Source organism: Comamonas sp. Y33R10-2 (assembly GCF_019355935.1).
Classification (GTDB): Bacteria; Pseudomonadota; Gammaproteobacteria; order Burkholderiales; family Burkholderiaceae_C; genus Comamonas.
In genome coordinates this window covers 41,488-53,791 of record NZ_CP079925.1, presented here as the reverse complement: position 1 = coordinate 53,791, position 12,304 = coordinate 41,488, and the positions used below count along the sequence as shown (strand labels likewise).

Annotated in this window: 11 protein-coding genes; 1 reads left to right on the top strand and 10 read right to left on the bottom strand. The window is 60.5% G+C overall.

Translation table 11 applies throughout. From position 1 onward, the window contains the following. Positions 1–13: 13 nt before the first annotated feature. Genes KUF54_RS00220 through KUF54_RS00180 form a run of 9 tightly spaced genes read right to left on the bottom strand, consistent with a single transcriptional unit; the run spans position 14 to position 8,590 of the window. Complete coding sequence (locus KUF54_RS00220) at positions 14–304, bottom strand: DUF1289 domain-containing protein (RefSeq protein WP_219344161.1); 291 nt, start codon at positions 302–304, stop codon at positions 14–16. Then, positions 301–798, bottom strand: coding sequence for a YbaK/EbsC family protein (locus KUF54_RS00215; RefSeq protein ID WP_219344159.1), 498 nt, complete (start codon positions 796–798; stop codon positions 301–303). Before KUF54_RS00215 ends, KUF54_RS00220 begins: the two co-directional genes overlap by 4 nt. A 49-nt stretch (positions 799–847) precedes the next feature. Continuing rightward, on the bottom strand, positions 848–1,408 hold the full coding sequence (locus tag KUF54_RS00210; protein ID WP_219344157.1) for a DUF2799 domain-containing protein: 561 nt from the start codon (positions 1,406–1,408) through the stop codon (positions 848–850). 18 nt (positions 1,409–1,426) lie between these two features. Beyond that, a complete protein-coding gene (locus KUF54_RS00205; protein ID WP_219344155.1) occupies positions 1,427–2,335 on the bottom strand; it encodes a hydroxymethylglutaryl-CoA lyase in 909 nt (302 codons plus the stop codon). A gap of 14 nt (positions 2,336–2,349) precedes the next feature. Continuing rightward, positions 2,350–4,386, bottom strand: a complete 2,037-nt coding sequence (locus tag KUF54_RS00200) for an acetyl/propionyl/methylcrotonyl-CoA carboxylase subunit alpha (RefSeq protein WP_219344152.1) — start codon at positions 4,384–4,386, stop codon at positions 2,350–2,352. A gap of 60 nt (positions 4,387–4,446) precedes the next feature. Further along, entirely contained in the window at positions 4,447–5,199 is a 753-nt protein-coding gene (locus tag KUF54_RS00195; protein WP_219344150.1) for a DUF4126 domain-containing protein, read from the bottom strand. A gap of 57 nt (positions 5,200–5,256) precedes the next feature. Beyond that, the gene (locus KUF54_RS00190; RefSeq protein ID WP_219344148.1) at positions 5,257–6,039 is read right to left on the bottom strand and encodes an enoyl-CoA hydratase/isomerase family protein; all 783 of its coding nucleotides are present in this window, start codon (positions 6,037–6,039) and stop codon (positions 5,257–5,259) included. Further along, positions 6,036–6,962 (bottom strand): S9 family peptidase, encoded by a 927-nt coding sequence (locus KUF54_RS00185; protein WP_219344146.1) that lies wholly within the window; start codon positions 6,960–6,962, stop codon positions 6,036–6,038. The genes KUF54_RS00190 and KUF54_RS00185 overlap by 4 nt, the downstream gene beginning before the upstream one ends. Before the next feature lie 20 nt (positions 6,963–6,982). Next, the gene (locus KUF54_RS00180; RefSeq protein WP_219344144.1) at positions 6,983–8,590 is read right to left on the bottom strand and encodes a carboxyl transferase domain-containing protein; all 1,608 of its coding nucleotides are present in this window, start codon (positions 8,588–8,590) and stop codon (positions 6,983–6,985) included. 92 nt (positions 8,591–8,682) lie between these two features. Between KUF54_RS00180 and KUF54_RS00175 the strand changes: the two genes are divergently transcribed. After that, positions 8,683–10,416 (top strand): Na+/H+ antiporter, encoded by a 1,734-nt coding sequence (locus KUF54_RS00175; protein WP_219344142.1) that lies wholly within the window; start codon positions 8,683–8,685, stop codon positions 10,414–10,416. An 89-nt stretch (positions 10,417–10,505) separates the two neighbouring features. Here the strand turns inward: KUF54_RS00175 and KUF54_RS00170 are convergent, their stop codons facing one another. Beyond that, positions 10,506–12,224: an AMP-binding protein gene (locus KUF54_RS00170; protein ID WP_219344140.1), complete on the bottom strand. Its 1,719-nt coding sequence runs from the start codon at positions 12,222–12,224 to the stop codon at positions 10,506–10,508. Between the last annotated feature and the right edge of the window lie 80 nt (positions 12,225–12,304).

Below are 12,304 nucleotides of genomic sequence, written 5' to 3'. Positions count from 1 at the left end.
TCCTAGCTTGCGATCAGATTTCAGCTTCGCGTGGATCTTTGAGACCCGCGCGCTGCAGCAGCTTGCCCCAAATCTCCAGACGCAACGTGCTGTCGCCTTTGGACCAAGCACGAATTTCATCAATGGTTCTGAAGCAACCCTGGCAGTGGCTGCGATCTTCCGTCATGCGGCAGACATTGATGCAGGGCGATGCCACGGGTTGATCGGCCTCGGCCCAGACCAGCGCCACTTCGGCCTTGTTGGCCAGCTGCACCAGTTGCTGTGCTTGCTGCTCTTGTTGATCTTGAAAAATTTCTGTACTCATGCCTGCACCACCACGTCTGACCAGGGCGCATCCGTCAGTTGCTGCAACTGCTCAGGGGACGCGGGAAACACACCATAAGGGTGCCCAGCGGCAGCCCACACCGTATCAAAGCGCTTGAGCTCTGCATCCATCAAAGTAACAACCTTGGTGGCATGCGCCACGGGGCTGACGCCGCCAATCGAAAATCCGGTACTGGCTTTCACGAAGTCGGCATCGGCGCGGCCAATCTTTCCCACCAGTTCTTCCACTTTTTTCTCATCCACACGCTTGTCGCCCGATGTCACCACCAGCACGGCCACGCCATCAATCCTGCGCCTGAAGATGATGCACTTGGCCACCTGACCGACCAGAATACCGAGCTGATCGGCGGCCTCTTGTGCAGTTCGCGCAGCGCCATCCAGCATCTGCGGCGCATGAGGATGACCGGCATCCTGCAAAAAGCGGCTGAGGCGCTGCACACCTTCCGGCAGCGCATGAAGTTCTGACCCACACATTGTTTTGTTTTCCTGGAAATGGCGCCACACCCAAGCAGCGCCCTAGCCTCTACTGTGCCAGTTTGAACTTGAGCTGCACCAGCTCCAGCTGCAAATCACGCAGGTCTTTCTGGACATAGGCAATATGGCTGGCACTGTTCTTCGCATCCCGTGCTTCGCGTAATTCTTTTTTCTTGGCGCTGATGCGGCGCTCCAGCTCGCTCGCATGCTCCTTGGATTCAATGATTTCACGCACGGGGCTATAGCCTTGCAAAAAGGCCCCCTCGACTTGAGCAGGACAGTAGCCGTACTGATACTTGTTGCCCGCCTCGGCATAGGCCTTGCCGCTCTGTGGCGTGCAGAAGTCACGCAGGCCACGCATCCAGCCTTGCTGATAGGCGCGAGCGTCCATCTGCACACCCTTGTCCTTGCAGCTTCTGAAATGGCGCTTGGCGCGGGTGTTGATATCTTGCTTACCATCCATGGCATCGAGCTGCCCCAGATAGGCCCAGTCGGTGTCTTTGCACTCCTGTGCATCCATGGTGCTGCAACCCGACAGCACCAGAGCAAAACACAGTGCCAGAGAAAAACGAATTCTTGCTTGCATGGGCATGATGGTAACAACGACCATGCAGCTTACGTCACAACCTCAGCCTGCGCGTTTGGCGAGCAATGCCTTGGCGACGCGTGACTGCGTGGGGCGGCCCAGATGCTCGCTGATGAACTGGCCTGCGCCGATGAGCTTATCGAGGTCGATGCCAGTCTCAATGCCCATTCCTTGCAACAGATAGACCACATCCTCGGTTGCCACATTACCCGTCGCACCCTTGGCGTATGGGCAGCCGCCCAACCCGGCGACCGAGGATTGGAAGTTCCAGACCCCCAGCTCCAGCGCCGCCAGCGTGTTGGAGAGCGCCTGACCGTAGGTGTCGTGAAAGTGCCCTGATACGTGATCAATGCTGAAGTGCGCCAAAGTTGCTTGCAGCGCCTTTTGCACCTTGATGGGCGTGCCCACGCCAATGGTGTCGGCCACATCCACGCGCTGCACGCCAATACTCTTCATTAGGCCTGCCACATAGCCCACCTTGTCGGGCGCAATCTCGCCCTCATACGGGCAGCCCACGGTGCAGCTCATGGCACCGCGCACGGCAATGCCCGCATTCAGCGCAGCCTGCACCACAGGTGCGAAGCGCTCAATGCTTTCGGCAATCGAGCAGTTGATGTTTTTTTGGCTAAAGGCCTCGCTGGCTGCGCCGAAGACCACGATTTCATCAGGCTTGTCAACCAGCGCCGCCTCAAAGCCTTTGAGATTGGGCGTGAGCACCGAATAAAGCACTCCGCTGCTGCGCGCAATGCCCGCCATGAACTCTGCGTTGTCGGCCATCTGCGGCACCCATTTGGGCGACACATAACTGGTGACTTCGATCTCTTTGAGGCCCGCATCCTGCAAGAGCTGCACCAGCTCAATCTTCACAGCGGCTGGCACCGGCTGCTTTTCATTTTGCAGCCCATCGCGCGGGCCTACGTCTATGAGTTTGACGCGTGCGGGGTACTTCATGTCAGTCTCCTCAATCAAGCCGACAATTCAAGACGCAGCAGCTCCGCGCCTTCACTGACCTGGTCGCCGGGGGTGTAGAGCAACTCCAGCACCACGCCATCCCCAGGTGCCGCAATCGTGTGCTCCATCTTCATGGCCTCCATCACCGCCAGCGGCTGACCCTTGCTGACCTTGTCACCGGATTTGACGGTAAATGACACCACCTTGCCCGGCATGGGCGCCGTCAGGCGACCGCCTTCATGACCGGTGTCGCCGGCATGCGTCAATTGGTCCACCACGGTGATCTGGGCGCTGCCCGCCTCGGTGAAGATGGACAGTTGCTCACCCTGCGCATGGACCACGGCCACCGTGCGCTTGCCGCCAAGGTTCAGCTCCAGCCGCCCATCAGGCAGGGCACGCCACTGCAGAGCGGCCTCAGTACGGCTGTCACCCTCACCCAAACCGACTTGATAGGTCTGAGCATCACGGCCCTCTCGACCATAAGCCAGACCTGCGCTGAACTCATCGCCCCGGTACACAAAGCCGAACGGGCGCACATAACGGCCCGACATCCGCCAGCCGTCGCGGCGACTGAAAGGGTCGGTATCTTGCGCGGCCTTCTCTATCTGCAACTGATGAACCATGGCGGCAGCCACGGCCAGATCACGACCCACAAAGTCTTTGCCGAACAGGGCGTCGCGCTCGCGCTCAATCAGTGCGGTATCTAGCTGCGCATTAGCGAACGCCTGACTCTTCACCACCTGGCGCAGAAACTGCACATTCGTCGTCAGTCCCACGATATGGGTCTGAGCCAGCGCCGCATCGAGTCGAGCCAGCGCCTGTGCGCGGTCATCGCCATGAACGATGAGCTTGGCGATCATGCTGTCGTAAAACGGACTGATGGCATCGCCCTCGCGCACGCCGTCGTCCACGCGCACATCGCTGATCTCAAAGCTGGTGCAAGGCGGCTTGCGATACACGGCCAGATGACCGGTGGCGGGCAGAAAGTTGTTTTCGGGGTTCTCGGCACAAATACGCGCTTCAATCGCGTGGCCGATGATTTTCAGCTCGCTCTGCAGCTTAGGCAAAGGCTTTCCAGCCGCCACCTGCAGCTGCCACTGCACCAGGTCTTCGCCGGTAATGGCTTCCGTCACCGGGTGTTCCACCTGCAGGCGGGTATTCATTTCCATGAAGTAGAACTTCATGGCGCCTGGCTGGTCGTAACCGCCGGGCTGCTCGACGATGAACTCCACCGTGCCTGCACCCACATATTGAACGGCTTTGGTCGCGGCTACGGCGGCTTCGCCCATTTGCTTGCGCAAGGCTTCGGTCATGCCCGGCGCAGGTGCTTCTTCCAGCACCTTTTGGTGGCGGCGCTGCACCGAGCAGTCACGCTCGAACAGATACACGCAGTTGCCATGCGTGTCGCCAAACACCTGAATTTCGATATGGCGCGGGCGCAGCACGTATTTTTCGATCAGCACGGCATCGTTGCCAAAGCTATTGATGGCCTCGCGCTTACAGCTTTCCAGCAGCGCGGCAAAGTCTTCGGACTTTTCCACCAGACGCATGCCCTTGCCGCCGCCGCCCGCGCTGGCCTTGATGAGCACGGGGTAGCCGATGCGGTCGGCCTCTTTGTGCAGCATGGCCGCCTCTTGCCCTGCACCGTGGTAGCCTGGCACCAGCGGAACGCCAGCTTTCTCCATCAGCTGCTTGGATTCAGCCTTGAGGCCCATGGCGCGAATGGCGCTGGCGGGTGGACCGATAAAGACCAGGCCTGCTGCCTTACAGGCGTTGGCAAAGTCTTCGTTCTCAGACAGAAAGCCATAGCCGGGGTGAATGGCCTCTGCTTCCGTGGTCTTTGCGGCCTCCAGAATGCGCTCCCATCGCAGATAGCTGTCCTTGGGGGCGCTGCCGCCGATGTGCACGGCTTCATCGCAGGCCACCACATGCTTGGCCTGGGCATCGGCATCCGAATACACGGCCACGGTCTTGACACCCATTCGGCGGGCGGTAGCGGCTACACGGCAGGCGATTTCACCTCTATTCGCAATCAAAATTTTCTTGAACATATAGTCTCCAAATATTTATGCCAAATCGCCCACTAGCGCATATCAATCAAGCGCAAGCAGCTATGTTTTTTGTATTGCATCCTGCGCATCACCACCGCCACGCAGGCGGCGAAAAATCGCCTTGAGAAAACGCCACAGCGCCCAGATCACCAGCCACATCACGATGACCACCACCACTAGCACGCCGCCAAACACCAGCGGGTTGGCCAGTGCCAGCCAGATGGCGCCCATCGACACGGTGTCCTCCGCCAAGCTGGCGCCCACGTTGGAGAACGGTTCTGGCGATGTGTTGATGAGTGCGCGCGTTGTTGTCTTTGCTGCCTGACTCGTGGCTGCCAGCGTGCCGCCCATCAGCGCGGCGGCCATGGCCATGGTGGTGTTGTCCGCACCAAAGACCGAAGCCGCCAGCGCCGCACCGGCAGGGATACGCAGCACGCTCTGAAACATGTCCCAGACCGAATCGACCACGGGAATCTTGTCCGCGAAGAACTCCACAAACAGCAGCCCGCCGCTGATGACCAGCACTATGGGATGGGCCAGCACATGCAGACCGCCCGGCAGAGGCATCACGTTCGTAGCGCCCAGCATGCCCACCACAAACACCACGGCGTAGAGCCTGAAACCGCTGGCCCAGCCCAGTGCTGCGGCCAGCGCCAGCATGGCGCCCATGTCCATCTGGCCCACGGCCTGCCCTGCCTTGGCGGCTACGTCGCCCACCTGCGTGGCAGCATCGCCTACGGCTTGTGCCGTTTCGGGGTCAATATGCAGGCCTGAGCGGTGAAGCCAGCTGATGATGGTTTGCCAGATATCCATGGTGCTTTTTCCTTATGCAGAGTCCAAACTCTAAAGCGACTCTGGCATATGCGGTGTTTATCCGGGCAGCCAGCTGGGCTTGCTTTTGTTGAGAAAGGCCTGAATGCCTTCGCGCCCCTCGTTGCTGGCGCGAATATTGGCAATCGACTCCACGGTGGATGCAATCAGCTGCTCGTTAATCTCGCGCTCGGCTGCGTCCTGCACCAGCCGCTTGCAGGCGCGCACCGCCACCGGGCCTGCGCTGAGCAGGTGCTTAATCCAGCCGTCGACCACGGAATCCAGCCCATCCACATCGACCACCTCGTGCACATAGCCGATGCGGTGCGCCTCTTGCGCCGAAAAGCGCTCACCCGTCAGAAAATAACGGTGCGCCGCCCGCGCCCCCATGGCGCGCAGCACATAGGGGCTGATGGTGGCGGGGATGAGGCCGATCTTCACCTCGCTCAGGCAAAAGCCTGCGGTATCCACCACCACCGCCATGTCGCAGCAGGCCACCAGACCCATGCCGCCTGCATACACATCGCCCTGCACGCGCGCAATCGTGGGTTTGGGGCATTCGTAGATGGTGCGCAGCATCTCGGCCAGCAGGCCGGCATCCACGCGGTTTTCATCGCGGGAGTAATCGGCCATGCGGCGCATCCAGTTCAGATCGGCGCCCGCACAAAAGGCCGGGCCTTCGGCCGCCAGCACCACGGCGCGCACATCGGCACGCTCACCCACCTTGCGAAAGGCAGCGGTAATTTCGGCAATGCCAGCATCACTGAAGGCGTTGCGAATCTCGGGCTGGGCCAGCGTGATGCGGGCAATGCCACCGTCCACGGTCAAGGTCAAAGCGGTCATGGTTTGTCTCCCATCGAGTGATTGCTTTGCAGTGCAGCCGTCGCTGTGGGCGGCATTTGCTGCGCGAGGAATTCACGCACCTGTGCCAGCCACTGGTCTATGTTGGCTGGTAGGTCAAAAAAGCGGTGGCCTTCATGGCCGCTGGGCGGCACAAAAATCAGCTTCAGGGGCAGGCCGGCCTGTTGATAACTTTGAGCCATCTGCCGCACCAGTGGCGGGCGGAAGTAGCTATCGTTTTGCGCATAAATCCACAGCTGCGGCACGCGACTGGTGGCGGCAAAACTGGCCACGGTTTTCAGCAACTCAGGCTCGCCGCAAATGCGGCCTTTTTCACGCATCTGCGGCTGGGCACCACGCCCACCGGCAAAGCTGATGACGCCGCGCAAACCCGCAGGTTGCTGCGCGGCCAGCGCCAGCGAGGCAAAGCCCCCGGCAGACTTGCCCAGCAACACCACCTTGGCGGCATCCACATCGGGCAGCTTCTGGCCGTAGGCCATGATGGCCGCCACATCACGCGCCGCCTCTTGCGCTGCATGGGTGTAATCCGGAGCATCGCAGCGGCCATAGCGGTCGGCCAGCGGCCCGTCAGATACGCCATAGCCCCGGCGCAGGCCCGTCACCACCACATAGCCCAGCGCCGCAATGGCGCGGGCCTGCGGGGCATAGCGCTCGGTCAGTGCCTCGCGGGCCTCTTTGCCGCTGGGCGTGCCGTGGCTGAGCACCACCAGCCCCCAAGGCCCAGTGGCCTGCGGCCGGTAGACATGGCCCGCCAGCTCTGCGGTGCGCGCGGGCGACGATCCAGCAGCAGGCACGGCGACGGGAATGCGCACATCGGCTTGCTGCACAGCCAGCTGCGCCCTTGCCGCCATTGGCAAAGCCAGCAGCAGTGACGAGAGAGCAATGAAAAAACGGCGGTGCGGCATGATCTGTAGCTTGGCGTTTTTTACATGCGAAAGACGCCGAACCGGGTGTCTTCAATCGGTGCATTGCGCGATGCAGCCAGCCCCAGTGCCAGCACGCGGCGCGTATCCGCTGGGTCGATCACGCCGTCATCCCACAAGCGGGCCGTGGCGTAGTAAGGGTGACCCTGATCTTCATACTGCTGGCGAATCGGGGACTTGAAGCCCTCCTCTTCCTCCGCGCTCCAGCTACCACCCTTGGACTCAATACCGTCGCGTTTGACGGTGGCCAGCACGCTGGCAGCCTGCTCACCGCCCATCACGCTGATGCGTGCGTTAGGCCACATCCACAAAAAGCGCGGCGAGTAAGCGCGGCCGCACATGCCGTAATTGCCGGCGCCAAAGCTCCCCCCGATAATGATGGTGAACTTGGGCACCGCCGCCGTGGCCACGGCCGTCACCAGCTTGGCGCCGTGGCGGGCAATGCCTTCGTTCTCGTATTTGCGCCCCACCATGAAGCCAGTGATGTTCTGCAAAAACACTAGTGGCACCTTGCGCTGGCAGCACAGCTCGATGAAGTGCGCGCCCTTGACGGCAGATTCGCTGAACAGAATGCCGTTGTTGGCGATGATGCCGACCTGCATGCCTTCAATGCGCGCAAAGCCACACACCAGCGTGTTACCAAAGCGGGCCTTGAACTCATCGAACTGGCTGCTATCCACCACGCGGGCGATGATCTCGCGCACATCAAAAGGCTTGCGGGTATCGACGGGGATCACGCCATACAGCTCATCACTCTCAAAAAGAGGAGCGGCTGGCGCTTGATCTGCCTGGGCTTGCGGCTTGTTTTTATTCAAATTGGCCACGGCCTGCCGTGCCAGCGCCAGCGCGTGCAAATCGTTTTCGGCCAGATGATCTGCCACGCCCGACAAGCGCGTATGCACATCGCCGCCGCCCAGATCTTCGGCGCTCACTACCTCACCCGTGGCCGCCTTCACCAGCGGCGGACCACCCAGAAAAATCGTGCCCTGGTTCTTGACGATGATGGACTCATCACTCATGGCCGGTACATAAGCACCACCCGCCGTGCAACTGCCCATGACCACGGCGATCTGGGCAATGCCCTGCGCGCTCATATTGGCTTGGTTGAAGAAGATGCGGCCAAAGTGCTCACGGTCGGGGAAGACTTCATCCTGATTGGGCAGGTTGGCACCCCCCGAATCCACCAGATAAATGCAGGGCAGATGGTTCTGCGCCGCAATCTCTTGCGCACGCAAATGCTTTTTCACCGTCATGGGGTAGTAGGTGCCGCCCTTCACGGTGGCATCGTTGCACACAATCATGCAGTCGACCCCACTTACTCGGCCCACACCCGCGATCACGCCCGCGCCCGGCGCATCGTTGCCGTACATATTGAGCGCGGCCAGCGGCGATAACTCCAAAAACGGCGTGCCCGCATCCAGCAGGCGCTGCACACGCTCGCGGGGCAGCAGTTTGCCGCGTGCCACATGCTTGGCGCGGGCCGCTTCATTGCCGCCCAGCGCGTTCAGGTCGCAGCGCGCATGCAGGTCATTTACCAGCGTCTGCATGGCAGCAGCGTTGGCCAGAAAGTCTGCCGAACGCGAATTCAGTTGTGTCTCCAGGGTGCTCATTGTTGGTTCCTTGAATGCTTTGTCCGATACGAGAGCTTGGTTTTTGAGCTTGTCCGACACAGCGCTCTAGCCGCAGTTGAAGAAAATGCCTTATGCACGCTGTTGAAACTGTTTTGCTTGTCTTGCTTCTTGGAGCGCTGACAGGCATCGTGGCCCGCTATATCCGGGCCATCCCCTTGCCTCTGATTCAAATCGCTCTGGGCGCACTGATTGCATGGCCGCAGGCCGGCTTGCACATCGCATTCGACCCAGAACTGTTTCTTCTTCTTTTCATTCCGCCCTTGCTGTTTGCCGACGGCTGGCGCATTCCCAAGCGTGAATTTTTTGCACTGGCCAAACCCATCTTGCTGCTGGCTCTGGGCTTGGTGCTGTTCACGGTACTGGGGCTGGGCTATCTCATCAACTGGATGATTCCCGAGATTCCGCTCACCGTTGCCTTTGCGCTGGCCGCCGTAATCTCGCCCACCGATGCCGTGGCCGTCTCGGCCATCACACGTAACCTTGGTATGCCTGAAAAGACCATGCATGTGCTCGAAGGCGAGTCTCTGCTGAACGACGCATCGGGTCTGGTGGCCCTGAAATTTGCCATTGCCGCCACGCTGACCGGCGTTTTCTCTTGGGGTGAGGTCGCTAGGGACTTCACCTGGATGGCCGTGGGCGGCCTGGGTGTCGGTGCGTTGATTGGCTGGGGCTTCAGTCATGCCCGCGGCACCATCACACGCCGCTTGGGCGACGTGGCGGCCACGCAGATGGTGTTGCTGCTGGTGCTGCTGCCATTTGCAGCCTACATCGTGGGCGAAAAAATCGGCGTCTCGGGGATTCTGGCTGCTGTCGCTGCGGGTATCGCCACCAACTTTGCCGACCTTGAGCGCAGCAGCTATATCAGCGAACGCCTGCAGACCGAAGGCACCTGGAGCATGGTGGAAGCGGCCTTCAATGGCGCCATCTTCCTGCTGCTGGGCCTGCAACTTCCCTCCATCATTGGTGTGTCCCTGCACCAGGCCGGGCATGACTGGTGGATTCTGGTTGGCTATGTCGCGGCCATCTCGGTGGCCCTGCTGCTGATGCGCTGGATCTGGCTGGTGCTGGGCGTGCACGGCTCGCTGCTGCGTGCCCACAAGCAGGGCAAGATGAGCGAGCGCCCCTCGGCTCTGCTGAACCTTGCGACCACACTGGCTGGCATTCGCGGTGCCGTCACTCTGGCAGGTGCGCTGTCCGTACCCATGCTGCTGAACAATGGTCAGCCCTTCCCCGCTCGTGACATGCTGGTGTTTCTGGCCACAGGCACCATCTTGTTCACGATGATCATCGGCGCCGTGGGCCTGCCTATTGTGCTGCGCTACCTGCCCCCTCACGAAGAGTCGCCCACTGTGCGCGAAGAGCGCAGGGCGCGCGAGCAAGCCTGTCTGGCGGCCATCACCCAGCTGACACTGACGGAGGAAGAGATTCAACGTCGTGACCCCGAATGGGTGGCCATGCGCCAAGAAGTCAACGGCCATCTGGCCCAGGAATACCGCAACCGCATCCAGCTGCTGGACGACGGCAGTGGTGCGGCGCAAACCATAGAGTCGCTGCGCGAATCCCCCGAGGTCGTGCGCCAGCGCAAGCTGCGCTATGTGTTGGAGATTGAAACCCGCATCGAGTGCATTCACTCCGAGCGAGACTTCTACTACGCCGAGCGGCAGAGCCACCGCATCAACGACGATTCGCTGCGCAGCCTGGTCAGCGAGCTGGACATGCAGGAGATCGCCATGCGCAAACGCTTGGTGGCGGCGCGCCGTGCGGCTGGCCTGCCCGCGGCAAGCGACGCAAGCCCGCAGCACTGAGACCGCAGCGCCTTGCCCAAACCGCCCCGCCCCGGGGCGGTCGGCCCTCTGGGTTACAGGCATGAAGTAACTCAGGCAAGCGCTCATATTCAAGCCGTTTTGACAGTGCGCAGATCCAGCAACTCGATCATCTCGTCGCGAATCCTGAACTTCTGAATCTTGCCCGTCACCGTCATCGGAAAGCCCTGCACAAAGCGGATGTAGCGCGGCACCTTGTAGTGCGCAATCTGGCCCTTGCAGAACTCGCGCAGGTCGCCGTCTGTCAGTTCCTGTCCGGGCTTGGTGATGACCCAGGCACAAAGCTCCTCGCCATAGCGCACATCGGGCACGCCCACCACTTGCACGTCCTGCACCTTGGGGTGGCGGTAGAGAAACTCTTCAATCTCACGCGGATAGATGTTCTCGCCACCGCGAATCACCATGTCTTTAATACGACCCACGATGTTGACGTACCCCTGCTCATCCATAGTCGCCAGATCGCCGGTGTGCATCCACTGCTCGTCATCAATGGCTTCGCGGGTTTTCGTCTCATCACCCCAGTAACCATGCATGACGGAGTAACCTCGCGTACACAGCTCACCGGACACTCCGGGCAGCGTGGTCTCGCCCGTCACCGGGTCAATCATCTTCACCTCAAGGTGGGGCTGCACCTTGCCCACAGTAGATACGCGTTTTTCCAGCGGTGTATCGGCATCGCTCTGGCAGCTGACGGGGCTGGTCTCGGTCATGCCGTAGGCGATGGTGATCTCGCTCAGATGCATATCGCGCACCACGCGCTTCATCACCTCGGTCGGGCAAGGCGATCCGGCCATGATTCCGGTGCGCAAGGTGGACAGATCAAACTCCGCAAAACGCGGGTGATCCAGCTCGGCAATAAACATGGTGGGCACGCCATGCAGACCTGTGCATTTTTCGGCCTGCAAGGTCTCCAGCACCGTGATGGGGTCGAAGCCATCATTGGGGTAGACGATGGCCGAGCCATGCGTAAAGCAAGCCAGGTTGCCCAGCACCATGCCAAAGCAGTGGTACAGCGGAACGGGAATGCACAGCCTGTCTTCGGGCGTCAGCTTCATGCATTCACCGATGAAAAAACCGTTGTTCAGAATATTGCGATGCGTCAGCGTCGCCCCCTTGGGAAAGCCTGTGGTGCCGCTGGTGAACTGAATGTTGATGGGGTCGTTGTTGCTGAGCGTGGCAGCAATAGCATCAATGCGCTCATCACCTCTCTCACCTTGCGCCAGCAGCTCTGAAAAACGTAGCATTCCAGCCTGCTCATCACCCTGCCCTGCCACATCAATCCAGACCACGGTGCGCAGTTGCGGCAAGCGCTTGGCCTGCAACTGGCCTGGCTTGCTGTTCGCCAGCTCAGGCGCCAGTTCGCGCAGCATTCCAAGGTAGTCGCTGGTCTTGAACTGCGACATGGAAACCAGTGCCTTGCAACCGACCTTGTTGAGTGCGTATTCCACCTCCGTCGTGCGATACGCCGGGTTGATGTTGACCAAAATCAGTCCCACCTGCGCGGTAGCCAGTTGCAGCAACACCCACTCGGCATTGTTGTGGCTCCAGATACCAACGCGGTCGCCTTTGAGCAAGCCCAGATTCAGGAAGGCACTGGCCAGCTGGCGCGTGGCAGCGTGCAGTTGGGCATAGCTGTAACGCAGGCCTTGATGGCGACTGACGAGCGCATCGCGGCTGCCCTGGCGCTGCGCCATGTCGGCAAAAAAATCACCAATAGTCTGCTCAATCAACGGCGCATCTGTGCGCCCCTTGGCGTAGCTGGCGGTCAGCGCGTTCAATTGCGATGGCATCACGGGTCTCCTCGGCACCGAATTCACTCCAGAATAAGGGCAACTCCTGTTCAGATAAGGTCAGACAGGTTGCAATAATT